The following is a 21,344-nucleotide window of genomic DNA, read 5'->3' on the forward strand; positions in this document are numbered from 1 at the left end:
GTGCCGTGCCCGGGGGGATCCGGGCACGGCACACGTGTGTTGCTCAGCGGGGGCCTGACGGGGTCAGGAGGCCTTGCTGCTCTTCGAGAGGTTCTTCTTGGCCGCGAACGGGCCGGCGGGGTCGTCCACGAAGACCACCTGGTTCCAGCGCCTCAGGACCAGGGGTTCCGTGGTGATGGGACCGCAGTCGAGGTTGCCCGCGGGGGCGTTGGCGTTGCACTGGAGCTCGTACACGGTGCCGATCGTGGTCTGGACCTTGAAGTTGGCGGCCGGACCGTGCACCGAGAGGGTCGCGGAGCAGACCGTGCTCGCGTCCGGGTAGCCGGGGTTCTGTGCCGGGTCGGTGAGGTCCTGGCGGATGTAGTTCCCCGTCGTGTCGTCGTGCCGGTGGCCACCGTATGCGACGCCGTCGACGAGGAAGACGCTCATTTCCTCGGTCTGGTTGGGGAGGACGGAGTCGATGTCGTTGCCGCACGCGCTGGTTCCGGGGGGTCCGGGCGGGCCGGGGGTGCCGGGCTGGCCGGGCGCGCCGGGCTGGCCGTCTCGGCCGTCTCGGCCGTCGCGGCCGGGGGCTCCGGGGGCTCCGGGGGGTCCGGGGGGTCCGGGCGGGCCGACCTTGACGCACTTGTCCTTGTGGGGGTCGGCCGCCGCGCCCTTGACTTCGGGCTCGTAGTCGTCGTTGTCCTTCTCGTCGCCCTTGCACTTCTCGCCGGCCGGCGCCGCGGCGACGGTCGCCGACGCCGGGGCGTCGGTGTCCGCCTGTGCGGGGGTGGCGAGGCCGAGCATCGCGATGGCCATCGTGGCCACCGCGCCGCCGGCGAGCCACTTGCTCTGCCGGGGCAGCGGGCCCATGCGGGACGGTGTCCTTGTCTCAGGACTCATGTGTGGTGCTCCTCGTGGGAACCGGGGGTCTGACGTCGAGGCGTTGGCGGCCTCTGCCCCGCATGGTTCGCCCGCCGGAGCCCGTCCGACGTGAGGCGCGAGGTCCGATCATCAGATAGGTGTCACAAATGGCGCCGATCGGCCGAGCCGCCGCCGCCCGTGCCGGGTGGAGTGCGTCGCGGGCCGCCGGCCACGCGTGCGGATTCACCCCGTGTGACCCCCCAGGGCGCTGCGGGGCGGCAACTTCCGCTTGGGGGAGGGGGATTGACGGCGAGAGTTGGTCTAGACCAAGGTGGCAGCATGTGGAGAACTCGTGTGCTTGTCGCCGCCCTCGCGTCGTTGTCGCTCGCCCTCGGGGCCGCCGGGTCCGCTCAGGCGGGGGTCGGGCTGCCGCCCGTCGTGTCGCACGTGCCGACCCAGGAGAAGGTCGTCTTCATCACCGTCGACGACGGCTGGAACCACGACCCCGAGGCCGCCCGGATCCTGTCCGAGAAGCGGGTGCCGGTGTCGATGTTCCTGCTCCCGGGGGCGACCTCGTACGACACCGCCTACTTCACCGGCCTGGTCGACCAGGGCCGGGCCACCGTCGAGAACCACACCGTCAACCACCCCGACCTCACCACCCTCGACGCCGCCGGGAAGGACGCCGAGGTGTGCGGGGCCGGGGAGCGGATCGCCGAGACCTTCGGGAAGACGCCGAAGCTGCTGCGCCCGCCGTACGGGGCGGTCAACGACGACGTGCGGCTCGCCGCGAAGGCGTGCGGGGTGAAGGCACTGGTCACCTGGACGCACGACTTCACCACCTGGGGCCAGACCCCGCCCACCCCGCAGCTGAAGGCCGGGGACATCGTGCTGCTGCACTTCACGCCGACGCTGGCGGCGGACCTCCAGCGGGCCCTGGAAGCGGCGAAGGCCGCCGGGCTGAGGCCGGCGGCCCTGATGCCGCACCTGAGGAGTGCCGGGCTGGTGCCCTGATGGCTAGAGCTCGCGGTGGACCTTCGTGTTCGAGGCCTGGGCGCGGGGGCGGACCACCAGCAGGTCGATGTTGACGTGGCTGGGGCGCGTCACCGCCCAGGTGATCGTGTCGGCCACGTCGTCGGCGGAGAGGGGCTCCGCGACGCCCTCGTAGACCTTCTCCGCCTTGGTGGCGTCGCCGCGGAAGCGGGTCTTGGCGAACTCCTCGGTCTTGACCATGCCGGGCGCGATCTCGATGACGCGGACGGGCTGGCCCACGATCTCCAGGCGCAGGGTCTCGGCGAGGACGCGGGCGCCGTTCTTGGCGGCGACGTAGCCCGCGCCGCCCTCGTAGGTGGCGTGGCCGGCGGTGGAGGAGAGCACGACGACCGTGCCGTCGCCGGAGGCGGTCAGGGCGGGCAGCAGCGCCTGGGTGAGGTTGAGGGTGCCGATGACGTTGACCTCGTACATCGTGCGCCAGTCGGCCGGGTCGCCGGTGGCGACGGGCTCGGCGCCGATGGCTCCGCCGGCGTTGTTGACGAGTACGTCGCAGCGCTCCAGGGAGGCGGCGAAGGCGTCGACGGCGGGGCGGTCGGTGACGTCGAGGGCGTGGGCGGTGGCCTCGTGGCCGGCCCCGGTGATCTCGGCGGCGAGCGCCTCGATGCGGTCCTTGCGGCGGGCGGTGAGGACGACGTGGTAGCCGGCGGCGGCGAGCTGCCGGGCGGTGGCCGCGCCGATTCCGCTGCTCGCGCCGGTGACGACGGCGGTTCGGGTGGCCGGGCGCGTGCTCATGGGCGAGGCTCCTCGTGGGGTCGGTCGCGGGGCCGCGGGTCGCGGGTTCGCCCGCCGGTTCGGTCGTTCGTACGGGCGAATCTCCGCCAGCATAGGCCGGGTCAGCGGCGCGGCGCGTACATGATCAGGGCCATCCCGGCGAGGCAGACGAGCGCGCCGGCCACGTCCCAGCGGTCGGGCCGGTAGCCGTCGGCGACCACGCCCCACAGCAGGGACCCGGCGACGAACACCCCGCCGTAGGCCGCGAGCACGCGGGCGAAGTCGCCCTGCGGCTGGAGGGTGGCGACGAATCCGTACAGGCCGAGGGCGATGACCCCGGCGCCGATCCAGGCCCAGCCCTTGTGTTCGCGTACGCCTTGCCACACCAGCCAGGCGCCCCCGATCTCCAGGAGGGCGGCGAGGGCGAACAGGGCGGCGGAGCGGGCGATCAGCATGGCTCGAAGCCTACGCACGGGGGTGGGGCGGGGCCGCCGGGCGAATGGCGGACGGCTCGCCCTCATTCGTGTGATGGTCCGATCGGCGGGTGGGCCGGGTGGCTACGGTCCGCGCGAGGAGCCAGGAGCGAGGAGGTGGTGGCGGTGCGCCGTGGTGCCGTACGCAGTGTGGTGGTGGCGGGCTTGCTGGTGCTGTGCGGGGCCGGGCCCGTGGGCCCGGCTGGCGCCTGGCCGGGGTCGGACGAGGAGGCCGACGTGGCCTACCACGGGCGGGTCCAGCTGTCCCGCGGGCAGCTGAAGCTGTGGATGGTGCCGCAGAACGAGGGTCCGGCAGAGGTGCCGAACGCGACCGTGCGGGTGCGGCTGTCGGCGGACCTCGCCGACCGGCACGAGCTGTCCGAGGGCTGCGCACGGGTCGGCCGGCGGGAGGTGGTGTGCGAGACGGGCACGCTGCCGCGGCACGGGCGCGGACGCCACATCGCGCTGCTGCTCGGGCTGCGGGAGCGGCCGGCCGAGGTCGCGGTGCGGATCGACACCCTGTGGGACGGCGGCGCCACCGACCGCAACCGCGCCAACAACGAGCACGTGGTGCTGGCGCTGGACACGGGCGACCCGTACGCCTTCTGACCCCGGCCGGGCGGCTCAGACGGTGGCGCCGTCGCCGAACTCGGCCAGGGCGTCGAGGACGATCCGCTCCAGGCGGGAGTGGTGGGCGCCGCGCCAGTAGACGCGCTCGCAGCCGGTGCACTCGGCGAACACGTCGTACGAGCGCTGCGTGCCGTGCTCCAGCCGGTCGCCCACGCTGTCCTTGTCGGCTTCGCGGAGCGGTCCGTTGCAGGCGGTGCAGCGGGTCCAGGGTGCGAGTTCGGGGGCGAACCGGCCTAGGACGTCGCGCAGTTGGTCGTCCGGGTTGTCGCTGTAGACGTACGCGCCGGCGAAGATCTCGCGGCGGCGCAGCAGGCCGCGGTCGCGGGAGAGCAGTACGCGCCGCTCGGCGGCGGAGCGGGTGGCGAGGGCGGGGTCGCCGATGTCCTCGTTCTCGTAGGCCGCGTCGACGCCGAGCAGGCGCAGCCGGCGGGCGAGGGTGCCGAGGTGGACGTCGAGGAGGAAGCGCAGCGGGGCGCCGGTGACCCGTTGGGGGCGGTCGACGCCGAACACCTCGACGGATTCGCCGCCTTGGGGCACGTACGCGACGGTGGCCTCCCGCCCGTCCACGAGCAGCCGGCCCACCTCGGTGAGGGGGACGCCGGCGGATTCGACGACGTGTCCGAGGCTGGAGGCGCCGTCAGTGGCGGTCGGTACGCGGTCGACGCGCCGGCTGGGCGGGGCGAAGAGGCGCAGTTCGGGGGCGAGGGTGAGGTGGATGCCGGGACCGTTCACGGTCCCAGCATGCCATTGGGGGTGTGGTGGTGCGGCCGAATTTCGCAGGGGGTCAGGCGGTGGCGGCGGCCTCGTCGTAGGCGTCGCGGTGGGCGCTGACCTCGTCGAAGTGGTTCTCGGCCCACCGCTTGACGGAGGAGAGGAGGCAGCCGAGGCTGCCGCCGAGTTCGGTGAGGCGGTAGTCGACGCGGACGGGGACGGTCGCGGTGACGGTGCGGGTGACGATGCCGTCGCGTTCGAGGGAGCGCAGGGTCTGGGTCAGCATCTTCTGGCTGACGCCGGGGATCTTGCGGCCGAGTTCGCTGTAGCGCAGGGAGCCCTGTTCGGCTTCGCCGAGGGCGCTGAGGACGAGGCCGACCCACTTGTCGCTGATGCGGGCCAGGAGCTGGCTGGTGGGGCAGTCCCTGACGAAGGCGTCGTAGGCGGCGCGGGCCTCTTCGCGCAGGGCGGCGGCGGTGCGGGTGGCCATGGGAGCCCACTTCCGGGTCGGGTACGCACTCCGGAGTGCGTACTTACGAAAAGAGAGTACCTCTCCATAAGTTAGTGGTCATCGGGAGCGGCCGGACGGCCGGTCCGGCCGAGACGAACGGGGAGAGACCATGAGCGAGCAGCAGCAGCAGCCGAAGCAGCGGACCGGGACCATGCGGGCGGCGTTCGTCAGCACCTTCGGCGGCCCGGAGCGGGTGGAGCTGGCGGAGGTGGCGGTCCCGGAGCCGGGGGCCGGGCAGGTCCGGATCCGGGTCCGGGCCGCCGGGGTGAACCCGGTCGACGGCGGCGTCCGCGCCGGCGTCTTCGGCGGGGCCGGGCAGCGGATCGGGCTCGGCTGGGACGTGGCGGGGGACATCGACGCGGTCGGCGCCGGCGTGGACGGCTGGACGGAGGGCCGCCGGGTGGTCGGGCTGCACTACGGCACGGTGAAGCCGCTCGGCACGCACGCCGAGTACGCGGTGCTCGACGCCTCGGCGGTGGCGGCGGCCCCCGAGTCGGTGGACGACGCGGCCGCGGCGGCGCTGCCGCTGGCCGGGCTGACGGCGGCCCGCTCGGTGGACCTCCTGGGGCTCGCCCCGGGCGACTCGGTACTGATCACCGGCGCGGCCGGGGTGGTCGGCGGCCTGGCGGTGCAGCTGGCCGTGCGGGCGGGGCTGGTGGTGACGGCGCTGGCGGGCGCGGGGGACGAGGAGTTCGTACGCTCGCTCGGCGCCGCGGAGTTCGTGGCCCGGGGCGGGGCGCCCGCCGGGCCGGTGGACGGGGTGCTGGACACGGCGGTGCTGGGCGCGCCCGCGCTGGGCTTCGTCCGCGACGGCGGTACGTACGTCGGCGTCATCCCCGGCGCGGCTCCGGCCGCGGAGCGGGGGATCCGGGTGGCGGAACAGGAAGTCGCCCCGGACGGGGCGCTGCTGGCCCGGCTGTCCGCCCTGGTCGACGCGGGCGGGCTGACGCTCCGGGTGGCGGACACCCTTCCCCTCGCGGAGGCCGCCAAGGCCCACGAGGCCCTTGCCACTCCGGGTACCCGGGGGCGCGTGGTCCTGCTCCCCTGACGCACGGCCGTGCCGCCGGACCGGACTCCGTCCGGGTGGGCGGGGGCGGGGCCGGTGCCGGCGGGCCGGGTGCGGATCGCGGTGCCGCTGCGCGGTGCTGCTCCCCGCCCCGCCCTTCGCCCGTTCCCCGGGGCTGCGCCCCGGACCCCCTGGGGGCTCCGCCCCCAGACCCCCGCGCCTCAATCGCCGGCGGGGCTGGAATTTCGCTGCGCGAATCCAGCCCACGCGGCGTTTTGCGCGCAGGGGTAGGGGACCCAGCCCCGCGCAGCGGGAGGGGGGCTACGGCCAGACGAGGCAGTAGGCCTGGTGGCCGTTCTCGTGGAGGCGGTGGGAGAAGTCCTGCCACTCGTGCAGCAGCTGGTAGACGTTGAAGGCGTCGCGCGGCCCGCCGCGGTCGGGGACTGTCGACCAGATGAAGGCGGCCGCGCCCACCGACTCCTCGCCCACCCCGCGCAGCGGGTCCACCACCGTCATCGGCAGCTTGACCACCGCGTAGTCGGGGTGCAGGACGACGAGCTCCAGCGGCGGCACCTTGTGCAGGGGTATGCCCTCGATGCCGGTCAGGACCATCGCGGCCATGGTCTCCGGCTTGATCTTGGTGAACATGCCGCCCATGCCGAGCTCGTCGCCGCCCAGCTCCTCCGGCCGCATCGTCTGCGGCACCCGCGCGGCCGTGGCGCCGTCGGGGGCGCCGAAGTACTTGTACGTCACTCCCATGCCGCGGCCCTTGGGCAGGCCGCCGGTGTCCAGCGCGTCGTCCGCCTCGTCCTCGGTGCCGGCAGGCCGGCCCGGGAGCGGGGCGGGTGCGGGGTCGGCGGCCTCGGCGGCGCGCCGCCGGTGCTTGCCGCGTCGGCGGGCTTCGCGGGCTTCGCGGGCGCGCTGCGGGTCGAGGCCGTCCGTACCCTCGCCCGGTCCACCACCGCGTTGCATATCTCCACCCGACACGTATTGCCTGCCCCGGCCCCGTGGCCCCCGCCACGCAGCCTGATCATCATGGCAGTGACCTCCCCCGCGGCGGCGCGGTGAAACGCCCGTCCGCAAGTCTGTCGCGGCCTCTGAGACCATGGCTGGTGTGAGCTACCCGTACCCGTATGAAGCCCCAGTTTCGCAGACGCTCTTCGAGCGCGCGTCCCTCGTGACCCCCGGCGGCGTGAACTCTCCCGTGCGCGCCTTCCGTGCCGTGGGCGGTACGCCCCGGTTCATGGTGTCCGGTACCGGTCCCTACCTGACCGATGCCGACGGGCGCGAGTACGTCGACCTCGTCTGCTCGTGGGGGCCGATGATCCTCGGCCACTCCCACCCCGAGGTGATCGAGGCGGTGCAGGCGGCGGTCGCCCGTGGCACCTCCTTCGGCACGCCCGGCGAGGGCGAGGTCGCCCTCGCGGAGGAGATCGTCGCCCGTATCGAGCCCGTCGAGCAGGTGCGCCTGGTGTCCTCCGGCACCGAGGCGACCATGTCGGCGATCCGCCTGGCCCGCGGCTTCACCGGGCGCGCCAAGGTCGTCAAGTTCGCGGGCTGCTACCACGGACACGTCGACGCGCTGCTGGCCTCCGCCGGTTCCGGCCTGGCCACCTTCGCCCTGCCCGACACCCCCGGTGTCACGGGCGCGCAGGCCGGCGACACGATCGTGCTCCCCTACAACGACCTCGACGCGGTGCGGGCGGCGTTCGCCGCGCACCCCGGTGAGATCGCCTGCGTGATCACCGAGGCCGCGCCCGGCAACATGGGCGTCGTCACCCCGGCCGAGGGCTTCAACCAGGGCCTCGCCGACCTGTGCCGCGAGAACGGCGCGCTGTACGTCTCCGACGAGGTGATGACCGGTTTCCGCACCTCCCGCGCCGGCTGGTACGGGGTGGACGGGGTCAGGCCCGACCTGATGACCTTCGGCAAGGTCATGGGCGGCGGTTTCCCGGCGGCGGCGTTCGGCGGCCGTGCGGACGTCATGGGGCACCTGGCCCCGGCCGGCCCGGTCTACCAGGCGGGCACGCTCTCCGGTAACCCGATCGCCACCGCGGCGGGCCTGGCGCAGCTGCGGCTGCTGGACGACGCGGCGTACGCGAAGGTCGACGCGGTCTCGAAGGAGATCCAGGGCCTGGTGACGGAGGCGCTGAGCAAGGAGGGCGTGGTGCACCGGCTGCAGACCGCGTCCAACATGTTCTCGGTGTTCTTCACCGGGGAGCAGGTCCGCGACTACGACGACGCGAAGAAGCAGGAAGGGTTCCGCTTCAACGCGTTCTTCCACTCGATGCTGGCGCAGGGCGTGTACCTGCCGCCGTCGGCGTTCGAGTCCTGGTTCGTGTCCACGGCCCACGACGAGCGGGCGGTGGAGCGGATCGCGGCCGCGCTGCCGGCCGCCGCGCGGGCCGCCGCGGAGGCGACGGCATGAGCGACATCACCGTCGTCCACGTGGTGCGGCACGGCGAGGTGCACAACCCGGAGGGCGTCCTGTACGGGCGCCGGGCCGGCTACCACCTCTCCGAGCTGGGCCGGCAGATGGCCGACCGGGTCGCCGAGCACCTCCAGGACCGGGACGTCACCTACGTGGTGGCCTCGCCGCTGGAGCGTGCGCAGGAGACGGCCGCGCCGATCGCGAAGGTGCACGGCCTGGAGCTGGCCACCGACGGCCGCCTGATCGAGGCGGGCAACGTCTTCGAGGGCAAGACCTTCGGCGTCGGCGACGGCGCGCTGCGCAAGCCGGGCAACTGGAAGCACCTGACGAACCCGTTCAAGCCGTCGTGGGGCGAGCCGTACGTCGAGCAGGTCGTGCGGATGATGAGCGCGATCGAGGCGGCCCGGGACGCGGCGCGGGGGCACGAGGCGGTGGCGGTCAGCCACCAGCTGCCGATCTGGATCGTACGGAGCTTCGCGGAGCGGCGGCGGCTGTGGCACGACCCGCGGAGGCGGCAGTGCACGCTCGCTTCGCTGACGTCGTTCACGTACCAGGACGACAGGCTGGTGTCGGTGGGGTACAGCGAGCCGGCGCGGGACCTGGTTCCCGCCCACCTCCTCGCGGGGGCGAAGCCGGTGAAGGGCAAGTCCAAGGCCTTCGGCGCGTAGCCCCCGGGGTGACGGCGGGGCTGTGAACAGCCCCGCCGTCACCGCCGTGGTTTGTCCTACTTTCGTAAAAGTTCCGCATCGCGGGTCGTGTCCGCCTCTCGACAGCGCCGCCATGTCCGTTTATATGACGTTTCATGAGCGATGCGCGCGCCATCACCCGAAGGGCGCTGCTCGGCCTCGGAATCGGGGCCGCCGCAGCCGCCGCAGGCGGGATCGCGGGGTGCGGGGCCGACGGGTCCCGCGCCAAGGACGGGCCCGGATCCGGATCCGGAGGCGGGGCGCTGGCCACCGCGAAGCCCATCGGCGACGGGTCCACCGCCGACACCGGACCCCAGCCGCACCAGCCGCCCCGCCCCACGCCCCTCCAGCCCGGCGAGACGCCCCCGCAGTTCGTCGTCTTCAGCTGGGACGGCGCCGGCGAGATCGGCAACGGCCTCTTCCCGCGCTTCCTCGGCCTCGCCAAGGACCACGGCGCGGCCATGACCTTCTTCCTCTCCGGCCTCTACCTCCTCCCCGAGTCGAAGAAGGACCTCTACCGCCCCCCGAACAACCCCGTCGGGGCCTCCGACATCGGCTACCTCAAGGACGAGAACGTCCGCAGCACCCTGCGCCACGTCCGCCAGGCCTGGCTCGACGGCCACGAGATCGGCACCCACTTCAACGGTCACTTCTGCTCCGGCGCCGGCTCCGTCGCCCACTGGACCCCCGACGACTGGCGCAGCGAGATCGAGCAGGCGACGGCGTTCGTCACCGGCTGGCGCACCCACACCGGCTTCACCGACCTCGAACCGCTCCCCTTCGACTACCGCGTGGAGCTGACCGGCGCCCGCACCCCCTGCCTCCTGGGGCAGGACGCGCTGCTGCCCACCGCCCGCGCGCTCGGCTGGCGCTACGACTCCAGCTCGCCCGGCGGGCTCCAGCGCTGGCCGGTGAAGAAGGAGGGGGTGTGGGACCTGCCGCTGCAGTCGCTGCCCTTCCCGGGGCACTCCTTCGAGGTGCTGTCGATGGACTACAACATCCTCGCCAACCAGTCGCGGAACACCACGAGGGGCGTGGCGGCCAACTACCCCGGCTGGCGCGCCCAGGCCACCGCCACCTACCTCGGCGGCTTCCGGCGGGCGTACGAGACCAACCGCGCGCCGCTCTTCATCGGCAACCACTTCGAGGAGTGGAACGGCGGCATCTACATGGACGCCGTCGAGGAGGCACTCAAGACCATGGCGGACAAAAAGGATGTACGCCTCGTATCCTTCCGGCAGTTCACCGACTGGCTGGACGTCCAGGACCCGAAAGTGCTGTCCGGGCTGCGCACCCTGGGCCCCGGGCAGGCCCCGAACGGCGGCTGGCGGAACCTTTCCGCAGGCCGCTGACCGCCCGCCGGCCTCCCGCTGACCGCCCGCTCGCCGCCCCCGACCACCCCTGACCAGGGCTTTGAGGGCCGGTCCGCGGGCCGTCGGGGGGTGCGGAAGATCCGCAAATCGGTCATGCGAAACTTTTCACATGAGCCTTAGCCGCGCGCGTTCACCTCGAACCAGCCGCCGCTCGACCAGCGGCCGCGCCGTCCTGCTGACCGCGATCACCCTCGCGAGCGCCCTGACCCTGTCCGCGTGCGGCGATTCGGGCAGTGGCGGCAAGCCGGCCGGCGCCGCCGGCGGCAACTACGTGACCGGCCCCAGCGGCATCTCCACCGTCGCCAAGGCCGACCGCGTCGACGCGCCCAAGCTCGACGGGGAGACCGTCGAGGGCAAGACGCTCGACACCACCACCCTCAAGGGCAAGGTCGTCGTCCTCAACGTCTGGGGCTCCTGGTGCCCGCCCTGCCGCGCCGAGGCCCCGTACTTCGCGAAGGTCTCCAAGGACCTGACCGACGGCGGCAAGGACGTCGCGTTCGTCGGCATCAACACCCGCGACAACAGCAAGCAGAACGCCGCCGCCTTCGAGCAGAACTTCGGGATCACCTACCCGAGCCTCTACGACCCGGACGGCAAGCTGATGCTCCGCTTCCCCAAGGGCACGCTCAACGCGCAGTCCATCCCCTCGACGATCGTCCTCGACAAGCAGGGCAAGATCGCCGCCCGCACCCTCGTCGCGGTCAACGAGGAGCAGCTGCGCTCGATGATCGACCCGCTCCTCGCGGAGCAGTGACCTGGTGGACCCGTACCTCCTGCCGGCCGCCGAGGCGGTCACCGGCGTCAACACCACGGTCCTGAACGGCGCCCTGCTGCTGGCCCTGCCGATCGCCCTGTTCGCCGGGCTGATCTCCTTCTTCTCCCCGTGCGTGCTCCCGCTCGTGCCCGGCTACCTCTCCTACGTCACCGGCGTCAGCGGTGCCGACCTCGCCGAGGCCCGGCGCGGCCGGATGCTGGCCGGCGCGAGCCTGTTCGTCCTCGGCTTCACCGCCGTGTTCGTCTCGACGGGCGCCCTCTTCGGGCAGTTCGGCGACGTCTTCCAGGGCGAGAACAAGGAGCTCATCACCCGGGTGATGGGTGGCCTGGTGATCGTCCTCGGCCTCTTCTTCATGGGCGCCATCCCGGGCCTGACCATGCGGGAGTTCCGCTTCCACAAGAAGCCGGCGGCGGGCCTGCTCGGCGCGCCCCTGCTGGGCGTGCTCTTCGGCGTCGGCTGGACCCCCTGCATGGGCCCGACGCTCGCGGCCGTCCAGACGCTCTCCATCGACCAGGCCACCGCCGGGCGCGGCGCCCTTCTGACGGCCGTCTACTGCCTCGGCCTCGGCCTGCCCTTCATCCTGGCGGCACTCGCCTTCCGCAAGGCGCTCGGTGCTTTCGGCTGGGTGAAGAAGCACTATGCATGGGTGATGCGGATCGGCGGCGGCATGCTGATCCTGACCGGCGTGCTGCTCGTCACGGGGATGTGGACCGGCATCGTGAACGAGATGCAGAGCTGGACCCAAACCTTCACGGTGGGGATCTGAGGACTACACGGACATGAGTACGACCGACAAGGCGCCCGTCGAGGCGCCCCACGAGGCCGACGCCGAGGCGGAAGCCGACGCCGCCGCCGGAGCGCAGCTCTCCACGGCCCCCGCCGAGGAGAGCGCGGCCGCCCCCGTCGGCATCGGGGTGCTCGGCTGGGCCCGCTGGTTCTGGCGCCAGCTCACCTCCATGCGCGTGGCGCTGATCCTGCTGTTCCTGCTCTCCCTCGGCTCCATCCCGGGCTCCCTCGTCCCCCAGACGCAGGTGGACCCGATGAAGGTCGCCGAGTGGAAGAAGACCCACGAGTTCTGGGTGCCGGCCGCCGAGAAGCTCCAGCTCTTCGACGTCTACAGCTCGGTGTGGTTCTCCGCGATCTACATCCTGCTGTTCGTGTCGCTGATCGGCTGCATCGTCCCGCGCACCTGGCAGTTCGTCGGCCAGCTCACCGGCCGCCCGCCGGGTGCGCCGCGCCGTCTGAAGCGGCTGCCGGCGTACGCGACGTGGCGTACGGAGGCCTCCCCGGAGGAGGTCCTCGCCGACGGGAAGGCGCTGCTGCGCAAGAGGGGCTTCCGTACGGAGTCCGGCGCCGACGCCGTCGCCGCCGAGAAGGGCTACCTCCGCGAGGCGGGGAACCTGGCCTTCCACATCGCCCTGATCGTGATGCTGGTGGCCTTCGCGTGCGGCCAGCTCTTCAAGTCCGAGGGCGGCAAGCTCGTCCTGCGCGGCAAGGGCTTCGCGAACACGCTCACCCAGTACGACGACTTCAAGTCCGGCAGCCTCTTCTCCTCCGACGACCTGCCGCCGTTCTCGTTCACCCTGGACAGGTTCGACGCGAGCTACGAGAAGAGCGGCCCGCAGAAGGGCACCCCGCGCGACTTCAAGGCGTACGTCACCTACAGCGAGGGCGCGCACGGGGAGCCGAAGAAGGCCGAGATCGAGGTCAACAGGCCGCTGGAGATCGACGGCTCCAAGATCTTCCTGCTGGGCCACGGCTACGCGCCGGTCATCTCGGTGACCGATCCCACCGGCAAGGTGATCTACAAGGACGCCGTGCCGATGCTGCCCTTCGACGCGAACCTGAGCTCCTCGGGCGCGGTCAAGGTCCCGGACGGCTACCGCAACAAGAACGGCGACAAGGAACAGCTCGGCTTCAACGCCATGTTCGTGCCGACCTTCGCCGGCGAGGGCAAGGGCACGATGCTCTCGCAGTTCCCGGCCCTGGACTTCCCCGTCCTCGCCCTCAGCGCCTACCACGGCAGCCTGGGCGTCGACGCGGGCCTGCCGCAGAACGTGTACCAGCTGAACACCTCCAAGATGCAGGAGTTCAAGAACCCGGAGGGGCAGCTGTTCAAGCAGCGGCTGCTGCCGGGCGAGACGATGACCCTGCCGGACGGCGCGGGCACCGTGAAGTTCGAGGGCATCGAGCGCTGGGCCACCTTCTCGGTCACCCAGCAGCCCGCCAACGGGCTGGCCCTGGCGGGCGCCCTCGTCGCCATCGGCGGTCTCGCCGCGTCCCTGTTCATCCAGCGCCGCCGGATCTGGGTCCGCGCGGTCAAGGACGAGGACGGCCTGACCGTCGTGGAGCTGGCGGGCCTGGGCCGCAGCGAGTCGGCGAAACTGCCGGAGGAGCTGTCGGTGCTCTGCGCCGCCCTGTACGAACGGGCGCCGAGCCCGGCGCAACCGGCCGAGGCCGGAAACACCGAGGAAGAAGAAGGGGAGCGCGCATGACGACGCTGCTCGCGGCGGCGACGAACGAGAGCCTCGCCGATCTCAGCAACAAGCTGGTGTACGCGTCGATGGCGGTCTACACGCTCGCCTTCCTCGCGCACATCACCGAGTGGGTCTTCGGCAGCCGCAGCAAGGTGGGCCGTACGGCCGCCGCGCTGACGGCGTCGAAGGCGGCGGCCGGAGCGGCTCCCGCCGTACGGGTGCGGCAGAAGGGCGGCGGCACGGCCGTCCTGGACAAGCCGGAGGTCGTCACCCGCTCCGCGTCGGGCAGCCGGGACGTCCCGGACGGCCCGGGCGCGGCCGGCGGCACCGAGCAGGGCGACCTGTACGGGCGGATCGCGGTCTCGCTGACCGTGCTCGGCTTCCTCATCGAGGCGGGCGGCGTGGTCTCCCGCGCGATGTCCGTGCAGCGGGCCCCCTGGGGCAACATGTACGAGTTCTCGGTGACCTTCTCCACGGTCGCGGTCGGCGCGTACCTGCTGCTCCTGGCGCTGAAGAAGAACGTCCGCTGGCTCGGCCTGATCCTGGTCACGACGGTCCTGCTGGACCTCGGCATCGCCACCACCTGGCTCTACACCGACAGTGACCAGCTGGTCCCGGCCCTGCACTCGTACTGGCTGTGGATCCACGTCTCCACCGCCATCTTCTGCGGCGCGGTCTTCTACATCGGCGCGGCCGGCGCGGTGCTCTACCTGTTCCGCGACAGCTACGAGAGCCACCTGGAGGCGGGCCGGACCGTCGGGCGGTTCCGCAGCTCGGTGCTCGAGCGCCTGCCCTCGGCGGCCTCGCTCGACAAGTTCTCCTACCGGATCAACGCGGCGGTCTTCCCGCTGTGGACGTTCACCATCGTCGCGGGCGCCATCTGGGCGGGCGACGCGTGGGGCCGCTACTGGGGCTGGGACCCCAAGGAGGTCTGGTCCTTCGTCACCTGGGTGGCGTACGCCTGCTACCTGCACGCGCGGGCCACGGCCGGCTGGAAGGGCCGCAAGGCCGCCTACCTGGCGCTCTTCGCCTTCGCCTGCTGGATCTGGAACTACTACGGCGTGAACATCCTGCTCAGCGGCAAGCACTCGTACGCGGGCGTCTGACCCGGGGGAGTGGGACGCTGGTGGTATGTCTCCTGTGAGCCATGCCACCAGCGAGCCGCGCGGCCCCGGCCGCTGGACCATCCGCTTCGAGATGCACCTGCCGTACGGGTACGCCGCCCTGTGGCCCGCCCTGACCACGGCGGAGGGGCTGCTCGGCTGGCTGGCGGCGGCGGACGTGCTGGAACGCCGGCTCGGCGGGGCCGTCACCCTGCGCTGGCCCAACACCGGCACCTCCGTGTCCGGGCAGGTCACCGCCTGGGACACCGAGCGGGTCGCCGAGTACACGGTCTCCGAACACGGCCGGATCCGCTTCCACCTGGAGGCGGTCGGCACCGACTCGACGGTGATCCGCTTCCTGAACGAGCGCGGCGGCTCGCCGGAGGAGCGCCTGGACTGCCTGGCCGGCTGGCACGACCACTTCGAGCGGCTGGAGTCCTTCCTGGCCGGGCACCCCACGGACTGGGGGGCCTGGACCGACGTCCGCTGGGCGGAGCTGCGCGCCTCCTACGCGTCCTTCTCCAGGACGTAGGAGCCGCGTGCCGGGCCGGTCCCGAGGAAGAACCCGAAGTACAGCTCCAGCGCCCCGCGCTCGTCGCGGCGCAGCTCGAAGGTCCACGCGTAGCGCTGGGGAGCCGCCGCCGGGGGGCCGGTGCCGGTGCGGGCGGCGGTGGCGGCCGGGGCGGGCAGCCGCAGCCGCAGGTGCTGGCCGAGGGTGCGGTCGGCGGGCTGCCGGCCGGTGAGCCGCCAGGAGCCGGAGCCCGAGAGCCGCCAGCCGGCGGCGTAGTCGCGGTCCTGGCCGTCGAGGAGGGTGACGTCGGCGCTGCCGTCGGCCCGGAAGACCACCTCGGTGCCGTCGACGCAGCGCCAGGTGCCGACGATCTCGGAGATGTCGGCGTCGTACACGGCGGGGACGGGGCGCGCGTCGTGGCGCTGCGGGTCCCAGCCGCCCGTCATGGCGAGCAGGGCGCAGGTGAGCACCCCGTACGCGAGCAGGTTGCGCAGGACCGTGTCGAGGACGCGGATCCCGGGCCGGGTGCGCGGCGGTGGCATGGCCTGATTCTGCCAGCGGGGTTGAACGCGTTCAATGATCTTTCCGGCCGCGTTCCGGGCGACCCGCGTCCCGCCCCGGCGCGGCGACCCCTACTCCTTGTCCGTGCCCTTGTCCTTGCCCTTGTCCGTGTCGCCGTCCTTGTCCCTGTTCTTCTCCTGCTCCTCGCGCAGGGACTTCAGGAACTCCGGGTTGTCGTCGGGCGCCACCCACTGCTGCCGGCGCGCCCGGCCCCCGCCGCCGGCCGCGGAGCGCTTGCGGCCCGCGAACAGCCACACCACCGGGCCGACGATCGAGAACAGCAGGATGATCAGCACCCAGACCGTCTTCGGCAGGTGCTTGACCTCCTCCTCCGGGGTGTTCAGGCAGTCGATGAAGGCGTAGATGGTCAGCGCCAGGATCAGCAGGAACGGCAGATAGCGCAGCACGGTGTGGGACCGACTCCCGGGAGGTGACGACGGGCCCGCGCGGGGCCCCGGTGACGGTTCCAGGGTATGGGGTGACGGATACTGGGCTCCATGGCTTACGACGATCTCCGCTCGCTGCTCCGGGCTCTGGAGCGGGAGGGCGACCTCAAGCGCATCAAGGCCGAAGTCGACCCGTACCTGGAGGTCGGGGAGATCGTCGACAGAGTGAACAAGGCCGGCGGCCCGGCCCTGCTCTTCGAGAACGTCAAGGGCTCGGCCATGCCGCTCGCCATGAACGTCTTCGGCACCGACCGCCGCCTCCTGAAGGCCCTCGGCCTCAAGTCCTACGGCGAGATCAGCGAGAAGATCGGCGGCCTCCTCAAGCCCGAGCTGCCCCAGGGCTTCATCGGCGTCCGCGAGGCCTTCGGCAAGCTCGGCTCGATGGTCCACGTACCGCCGAAGAAGGTGAAGGGCGAGTCCGCGCCCGTCCAGGAGGTCGTCCTCACCGGCGACGACGTCGACCTCGACCGGCTCCCGGCGCTCTTCACCTGGCCCAAGGACGGCGGCTCCTTCTTCAACCTGGGCCTCACCCACACCAAGCACCCCGAGACCGGTGTCCGCAACCTCGGCCTCTACCGGCTCCAGCGCCACGACAAGCGCACCATCGGCATGCACTGGCAGATCCACAAGGACAGCCGCAACCACTACGCCGTCGCCGCCGCGCGCGGCGAGCGGCTGCCGGTCGCCATCGCCTTCGGCTGCCCGCCCGCCGTCACCTACGCCTCCACCGCACCGCTGCCGGGCGACATCGACGAGTACCTGTTCGCCGGGTTCGTCGCGGGCAAGCGGATCGAGATGGTCGACTGCAAGACCGTCCCGCTCCAGGTCCCGGCCAACGCCGAGGTCGTGATCGAGGGATGGCTGGAGCCAGGGGAGATGCTCCCCGAGGGCCCCTTCGGCGACCACACCGGCTTCTACACCCCGCAGGAGCCCTTCCCGGCCCTGAAGATCGACTGCGTGACGATGCGGAAGCGCCCGCTGCTCCAGTCGATCGTGGTCGGCCGGCCGCCGACGGAGGACGGCCCGCTGGGCCGCGCCACGGAGCGGTTCTTCCTCCCGCTCCTCAAGATCATCGTGCCGGACATCGTGGACTACCACCTGCCCGAGTCGGGCGGCTTCCACAACTGTGCGATCGTCTCGATCGACAAGAAGTACCCCAAGCACGCCCAGAAGGTCATGCACGCCATCTGGGGCGCCCACATGATGTCGCTGACCAAGCTGATCATCGTGGTCGACAAGGACTGCGACGTCCACGACCTCCACGAGGTCTCCTGGCGGGCACTGGGCAACACCGACTACTCGCGCGACCTGACCGTGGTCGAGGGACCGGTGGACCACCTGGACCACGCCTCCTACCAGCAGTTCTGGGGCGGCAAGGCGGGCATCGACGCGACCAAGAAGCTGCCGGAGGAGGGCTACACCCGCGACGGCGGCTGGCCCGACATGGTCGAGTCCGACCCGGCTACGGCGGCCCTGGTGGACCGCCGCTGGAAGGAGTACGGCCTGTGAGCCCGATTGCCGTGGGCGGTCCCGAGGTCTTCATCGGCACCCCGACGAGGTACGTCGCCCTGATGCGCCCGGAGATCGACCCGACGCAGCCCGGCGTGCTCGCCGCCGCCGAGGAGGCCGGGGTGAGCCCGGAGGAGTTCGCGGGGTCCGGTGACATCTGGGCCCTGGTGTTCGAGGCGGACGGCGGCGGCGGCTTCGAGCTGCCGGGCGCGCGGGACACCGAGGCCGACGCCTTCGCGGAACAGCTCCAGCAGGCCCTGGCGGCCGGGGAGGCGTTCACCGCCGAGGCCGGCACCTTCCTGCGCCTCGACGCCCGCCCCTCCGGCGCCTCCTGGGAGGTGACCGCCCGGGTCACCCCGCCCGAGGGCCACGACGACGAGACCGTCCGGACGCTGGAGCTCGGCGCCCTCCCGGCGGCGGAGCTCGCGGCCGACCTCGAAGCCTTCCGCGGGAGCCTCGCGTGATGACCACCGCCGACGGAGTCATCGGATCCGGATCCGGATCCGCCCCGCAGGCACCCGGGAAGGTGAAGGCCTTCCTGCGGCTCGTGATGATCGAGCACTCCGTCTTCGCGCTGCCCTTCGCGTACATCGCCGCGCTGACGGCCATGTACCGGCTCGACGGGCGCGTGCACTGGACCGAGCTGCTGCTCGTCACCGTCTGCATGGTGGGGCTGCGCACCTTCGCGATGGCCGCGAACCGGATCATCGACCGGGAGATCGACGCCCGCAACCCGCGCACGGCCGGGCGCGAGCTCGTCACGGGCGCGGTCTCGGTGCGGTCCGCCTGGACCGGGGCGGGGATCGCGCTGGTGGTCTTCCTCGGCGCGGCCGCCCTGCTGAACCCGCTGTGCCTGGCGCTGGCCCCGGTCGCCGTCGTCCCGATGGTGGTCTACCCGTACGGCAAGCGCTTCACGAACTTCCCGCAGGCCATCCTGGGCCTGGCCCAGGCCATGGGGCCGGTCGGCGCCTGGCTCGCCGTCACCGGGGAATGGTCCTGGGAGGCGGTGGTCCTCGGGCTCGCCATCGGCGTGTGGATCGGCGGCTTCGACCTGATCTACGCCTGCCAGGACGTGGACTCCGACCGCGCGGACGGCGTCAAGTCGGTCCCGGCCCGCTTCGGCGTCCCGGCCGCCCTCTGGGGCGCCCGCGGCTGCCACGTGGTCACCACGGCCCTGCTGGCCTGGTACGCCGTCCTCACCGACGGCGGCGCCTTCCTCTGGCTGGGCCTCCTGATCGTCGCGGCGGCGTTCCTCTACGAGCACACCATCGTCAGGCCGCACGACCTGTCCCGCCTGAACCGGGCGTTCTTCACGGTCAACGGTTTCATCGGGATTGCCCTGTTCGTGTGCGCACTCGCGGATCTGGTGGTGCGGGGTCTGACGGTCTAGCTAGCGTGCGGCCTACCATCGAGTGCATGGACAGGGAGGCCGACGTGACCGTCTCGGAGAGCGACCGCCTGCACTCACAGCTCAGCCGGTTCGAGGACATGTTCCCGGGCTACCGGATGGAGATTGTCGAGGGCGCCATCGTGATGAGTCCGGTCAAGCCGCATCACAGCCAGACCATCTGGGAGGTTCAGTCCCTTCTGAGGCCGCAGCTTTCACCGGAGTGGGGCTTCATCTCCGACGTTGCGGTCCCCCTCGACGGCGACAACGAGTTCTGCCCGGACCTCGCCGTCATTCCGGACACCGAGCGGCGCAAGAACCTCAGCGCCTACCCGCCCGACCTGATCGAGCTGGCGGTTGAAGTGGTGTCCCCGGGGAGCGTCCGCAACGACTACGAGATCAAGGACAAGGCCTACGCCCGGCGCGGGATCCCGCACTACCTGATCTTCGACCCCTACAAGGCGCACTGCGTCACCCTGTGGAACCCGGGCCCCGACGGCTACCGCGGCCGGGACGTGATCCCGTACGGCGACGCCGTCGTGGTGGAGACCGGCATCGGCAAGCTGAGCGTCGACACCTCGGCGCTGCCCGTCGACCCCGGGGTCGTCAGCTGAGCGGCGCTGGCTGCCGGGGGGCCGGGCGGCGGAAGTACAGGGCCGTCAGTACGCCGCCCACCAGACCGCACAGGTGGCCCTGCCAGCTGATCGTCGGGTCCAGCGGCAGCAGGCCCAGGAAGAACGTTCCTCCCCAGTACGCGCCGACGGCCACGCCCACCAGGACGCCCAGCACCCTGCGCTCGACGAACCCGCGGACCACGACGTAGCCGAACAGTCCGTAGACGACGCCCGAGGCGCCCAGGGTCACGCCGTCCGACGGGGCGATCAGCCAGGTGCCGAGGCCGTCCGCCAGGATGATCAGCCCGCACACCGCGAGGAAGCGCCGGATCCCGGACAGGGCCGCTATGAAGCCGAGGACCAGCAGGGGGACGCTGTTGGAGGCGACGTGGTCGAAGCCGTAGTGCAGGAACGAGCCCGTGAGGACGCCCGTGAGGGTGTCGGGGTCGCGGCCCACGATCCCGTACGCGTCCAGCGCGTGCCCGGTGGCGTAGTCGACCGCCTCGATCAGCCACAGCAGGGCCACCCAGCCCAGCATCAGCTGTCCGGCGGCCTTGGCCCGGTCGGTCTGACTCCAGGCGGGCTCGGCCGTCGTCGTCGTGCTCATGGTGGTGTTCCCCCTCGTGCCGTCCCACCCCATGGGACGTGCGGACACCTTACAGAGTGCCTCCGCGCCGTGGCCGGATAGTCTCGGAGGTATGACTGACGGCAAGCGCACCCCGTGGGTGGTCGGGGTTTCCGGGGCGTCCGGGACGCCGTACGCGGCGGCGGTGGTACGGGGGCTGCTGGCGGCGGGCGAGAGTGTCGACCTGGTGGTCAGCCGGGCCTCGCGGCTCACCCTGCTGGACGAGACCGGGATCGCCTTCCGGGACGCGCACTGGCGCGCGGACCTGGAGGAGTGGCTGGGCCGCGGCGCGGACGGCAAGCCCGGGACCTTCGCCGGGTTCGACCTGGACGGCGTGCGGTACTGGGGTGCCGGGGACCTGGCGGCCGGCCCGAGTTCGGGCTCGTACCCCGTCAAGGGGATGCTGATCGTCCCGGCCTCCACCGCCTGCGTGGCGGGTGTGGCGCTCGGGCTGTCGAAGGACCTGCTCCAGCGCGTCGCGAGCGTGACGCTCAAGGAGCGGCGCCGGCTGGTGGTCGCGGTGCGGGAGACCCCGCTGAACGGGCAGACGCTCAGGCATCTGGTGGCGCTGGACGAGGCGGGCGCCGTGGTGCTGCCCGCCTCTCCGGCGTTCTACGCGGGCGCGACGCACATCCAGGACCTCGTGGACTTCGTCGCGGGGCGGGTGCTCGACGCGGCAGGTGTGCCGCACGGGCTGTACCGCCGTTGGGAGGGGGAGCTTGGCAGCGCCCGCCCCCGTGAGTAGCGGCGTCGGTGCCGGCGTCAGCGCTTCTTGGCGCTGCCCGGACGGCGGGTCTTGTCGACGCGGCGGGCGGCTGCGGGCTGGTCGGTGCGGGATCGGTTGGCCAGCTCCTGGAGCTGTCGCATGTGCGCGTAGGCCGCCTCGATCGTGTACACGGTGAACCACT

The 21,344-nt window shown here is 72.2% G+C and carries 26 protein-coding genes; 16 read left to right on the forward strand and 10 right to left on the reverse strand.

Annotated elements, in window-relative coordinates; translation table 11 throughout:
- Positions 1 to 63: 63 nt before the first annotated feature.
- Positions 64 to 882, reverse strand: a complete 819-nt coding sequence (locus ABD973_RS18440; protein WP_345500961.1) for a hypothetical protein — start codon at positions 880 to 882, stop codon at positions 64 to 66.
- 300 nt (positions 883 to 1,182) lie between these two features.
- Here ABD973_RS18440 and ABD973_RS18445 point away from each other — a divergent pair, with 300 nt between their 5' ends.
- A complete protein-coding gene (locus ABD973_RS18445; protein WP_345500963.1) occupies positions 1,183 to 1,857 on the forward strand; it encodes a polysaccharide deacetylase family protein in 675 nt (224 codons plus the stop codon).
- A gap of 3 nt (positions 1,858 to 1,860) precedes the next feature.
- Here the strand turns inward: ABD973_RS18445 and ABD973_RS18450 are convergent, their stop codons facing one another.
- Both ABD973_RS18450 and ABD973_RS18455 read right to left on the reverse strand, forming a co-directional pair.
- Complete coding sequence (locus ABD973_RS18450) at positions 1,861 to 2,628, reverse strand: SDR family NAD(P)-dependent oxidoreductase (RefSeq protein ID WP_125603199.1); 768 nt, start codon at positions 2,626 to 2,628, stop codon at positions 1,861 to 1,863.
- A 101-nt stretch (positions 2,629 to 2,729) separates the two neighbouring features.
- Positions 2,730 to 3,062 carry a YnfA family protein gene (locus ABD973_RS18455; RefSeq protein ID WP_125603198.1) on the reverse strand — a complete coding sequence of 111 codons (333 nt, stop codon included), beginning with the start codon at positions 3,060 to 3,062 and terminating at the stop codon, positions 2,730 to 2,732.
- Positions 3,063 to 3,200: 138 nt separating this feature from the next.
- Between ABD973_RS18455 and ABD973_RS18460 the strand changes: the two genes are divergently transcribed.
- Positions 3,201 to 3,689 carry a hypothetical protein gene (locus ABD973_RS18460; protein ID WP_345500967.1) on the forward strand — a complete coding sequence of 163 codons (489 nt, stop codon included), beginning with the start codon at positions 3,201 to 3,203 and terminating at the stop codon, positions 3,687 to 3,689.
- Positions 3,690 to 3,704: 15 nt separating this feature from the next.
- Here ABD973_RS18460 and ABD973_RS18465 read toward each other — a convergent pair whose 3' ends face one another.
- Entirely contained in the window at positions 3,705 to 4,442 is a 738-nt protein-coding gene (locus ABD973_RS18465; RefSeq protein ID WP_345500969.1) for a Mut7-C RNAse domain-containing protein, read from the reverse strand.
- 52 nt (positions 4,443 to 4,494) lie between these two features.
- Complete coding sequence (locus ABD973_RS18470) at positions 4,495 to 4,911, reverse strand: winged helix-turn-helix transcriptional regulator (RefSeq protein ID WP_125821458.1); 417 nt, start codon at positions 4,909 to 4,911, stop codon at positions 4,495 to 4,497.
- 172 nt (positions 4,912 to 5,083) lie between these two features.
- Between ABD973_RS18470 and ABD973_RS18475 the strand changes: the two genes are divergently transcribed.
- Entirely contained in the window at positions 5,084 to 5,980 is an 897-nt protein-coding gene (locus ABD973_RS18475; protein WP_125824044.1) for an NADP-dependent oxidoreductase, read from the forward strand.
- 279 nt (positions 5,981 to 6,259) lie between these two features.
- On the opposite strand, the gene ABD973_RS18480 is transcribed toward ABD973_RS18475, so the two are convergent.
- Entirely contained in the window at positions 6,260 to 6,697 is a 438-nt protein-coding gene (locus tag ABD973_RS18480; protein WP_007264729.1) for a hypothetical protein, read from the reverse strand.
- A gap of 346 nt (positions 6,698 to 7,043) precedes the next feature.
- On the opposite strand from ABD973_RS18480, the gene hemL reads away from it, so the two are divergent.
- From hemL to ABD973_RS18520, 8 genes are all read left to right on the forward strand, one after another.
- Positions 7,044 to 8,366 (forward strand): glutamate-1-semialdehyde 2,1-aminomutase, encoded by a 1,323-nt coding sequence (gene hemL / locus ABD973_RS18485; RefSeq protein WP_125821457.1) that lies wholly within the window; start codon positions 7,044 to 7,046, stop codon positions 8,364 to 8,366.
- A complete protein-coding gene (locus ABD973_RS18490) occupies positions 8,363 to 9,037 on the forward strand; it encodes a histidine phosphatase family protein (RefSeq protein ID WP_125595385.1) in 675 nt (224 codons plus the stop codon). The genes hemL and ABD973_RS18490 overlap by 4 nt, the downstream gene beginning before the upstream one ends.
- Positions 9,038 to 9,171: 134 nt before the next feature.
- The gene (locus tag ABD973_RS18495) at positions 9,172 to 10,407 is read left to right on the forward strand and encodes a polysaccharide deacetylase family protein (RefSeq protein ID WP_345500973.1); all 1,236 of its coding nucleotides are present in this window, start codon (positions 9,172 to 9,174) and stop codon (positions 10,405 to 10,407) included.
- Between the two features lie 130 nt (positions 10,408 to 10,537).
- A complete protein-coding gene (locus ABD973_RS18500; protein WP_125595383.1) occupies positions 10,538 to 11,182 on the forward strand; it encodes a TlpA family protein disulfide reductase in 645 nt (214 codons plus the stop codon).
- 4 nt (positions 11,183 to 11,186) lie between these two features.
- Positions 11,187 to 11,969, forward strand: a complete 783-nt coding sequence (locus ABD973_RS18505; RefSeq protein ID WP_345500975.1) for a cytochrome c biogenesis CcdA family protein — start codon at positions 11,187 to 11,189, stop codon at positions 11,967 to 11,969.
- 13 nt (positions 11,970 to 11,982) lie between these two features.
- Positions 11,983 to 13,698, forward strand: coding sequence for a cytochrome c biogenesis protein ResB (gene resB / locus ABD973_RS18510; protein ID WP_125821455.1), 1,716 nt, complete (start codon positions 11,983 to 11,985; stop codon positions 13,696 to 13,698).
- Positions 13,695 to 14,786, forward strand: coding sequence for a c-type cytochrome biogenesis protein CcsB (gene ccsB, locus ABD973_RS18515; protein ID WP_125595381.1), 1,092 nt, complete (start codon positions 13,695 to 13,697; stop codon positions 14,784 to 14,786). Before resB ends, ccsB begins: the two co-directional genes overlap by 4 nt.
- Before the next feature lie 25 nt (positions 14,787 to 14,811).
- Positions 14,812 to 15,315, forward strand: coding sequence for an SRPBCC domain-containing protein (locus ABD973_RS18520; protein WP_125821454.1), 504 nt, complete (start codon positions 14,812 to 14,814; stop codon positions 15,313 to 15,315).
- Here ABD973_RS18520 and ABD973_RS18525 read toward each other — a convergent pair.
- Both ABD973_RS18525 and ABD973_RS18530 read right to left on the reverse strand, forming a co-directional pair.
- Positions 15,291 to 15,836, reverse strand: a complete 546-nt coding sequence (locus ABD973_RS18525; protein WP_125821453.1) for a hypothetical protein — start codon at positions 15,834 to 15,836, stop codon at positions 15,291 to 15,293. The two genes, ABD973_RS18520 and ABD973_RS18525, sit on opposite strands and share 25 nt — an antisense overlap.
- Before the next feature lie 90 nt (positions 15,837 to 15,926).
- Positions 15,927 to 16,262: a PLD nuclease N-terminal domain-containing protein gene (locus ABD973_RS18530; protein WP_345500979.1), complete on the reverse strand. Its 336-nt coding sequence runs from the start codon at positions 16,260 to 16,262 to the stop codon at positions 15,927 to 15,929.
- Between the two features lie 90 nt (positions 16,263 to 16,352).
- Between ABD973_RS18530 and ABD973_RS18535 the strand changes: the two genes are divergently transcribed.
- From ABD973_RS18535 to ABD973_RS18550, 4 genes are read left to right on the forward strand one after another with little or no spacing between them, the layout of a single operon-like run.
- The gene (locus tag ABD973_RS18535; protein ID WP_125595376.1) at positions 16,353 to 17,810 is read left to right on the forward strand and encodes a menaquinone biosynthesis decarboxylase; all 1,458 of its coding nucleotides are present in this window, start codon (positions 16,353 to 16,355) and stop codon (positions 17,808 to 17,810) included.
- Complete coding sequence (locus ABD973_RS18540; protein WP_345500981.1) at positions 17,807 to 18,274, forward strand: hypothetical protein; 468 nt, start codon at positions 17,807 to 17,809, stop codon at positions 18,272 to 18,274. The genes ABD973_RS18535 and ABD973_RS18540 overlap by 4 nt, the downstream gene beginning before the upstream one ends.
- Positions 18,274 to 19,200: a menaquinone biosynthesis prenyltransferase MqnP gene (gene mqnP, locus ABD973_RS18545; RefSeq protein ID WP_386382296.1), complete on the forward strand. Its 927-nt coding sequence runs from the start codon at positions 18,274 to 18,276 to the stop codon at positions 19,198 to 19,200. The genes ABD973_RS18540 and mqnP overlap by 1 nt, the downstream gene beginning before the upstream one ends.
- A gap of 26 nt (positions 19,201 to 19,226) precedes the next feature.
- Positions 19,227 to 19,811, forward strand: a complete 585-nt coding sequence (locus ABD973_RS18550) for a Uma2 family endonuclease (RefSeq protein WP_125821449.1) — start codon at positions 19,227 to 19,229, stop codon at positions 19,809 to 19,811.
- On the opposite strand, the gene ABD973_RS18555 is transcribed toward ABD973_RS18550, so the two are convergent.
- The gene (locus ABD973_RS18555; RefSeq protein ID WP_125821448.1) at positions 19,804 to 20,418 is read right to left on the reverse strand and encodes a rhomboid family intramembrane serine protease; all 615 of its coding nucleotides are present in this window, start codon (positions 20,416 to 20,418) and stop codon (positions 19,804 to 19,806) included. The genes ABD973_RS18550 and ABD973_RS18555 overlap by 8 nt on opposite strands.
- 91 nt (positions 20,419 to 20,509) lie before the next feature.
- On the opposite strand from ABD973_RS18555, the gene ABD973_RS18560 reads away from it, so the two are divergent.
- Positions 20,510 to 21,181, forward strand: coding sequence for a UbiX family flavin prenyltransferase (locus ABD973_RS18560; RefSeq protein WP_125595372.1), 672 nt, complete (start codon positions 20,510 to 20,512; stop codon positions 21,179 to 21,181).
- 17 nt (positions 21,182 to 21,198) lie between these two features.
- Here ABD973_RS18560 and ABD973_RS18565 read toward each other — a convergent pair whose 3' ends face one another.
- On the reverse strand, positions 21,199 to 21,333 hold the full coding sequence (locus tag ABD973_RS18565; protein ID WP_260613643.1) for a hypothetical protein: 135 nt from the start codon (positions 21,331 to 21,333) through the stop codon (positions 21,199 to 21,201).
- Between the last annotated feature and the right edge of the window lie 11 nt (positions 21,334 to 21,344).

This window comes from Streptomyces racemochromogenes, assembly GCF_039535215.1.
Taxonomy (GTDB): domain Bacteria; phylum Actinomycetota; class Actinomycetes; order Streptomycetales; family Streptomycetaceae; genus Streptomyces; species Streptomyces racemochromogenes.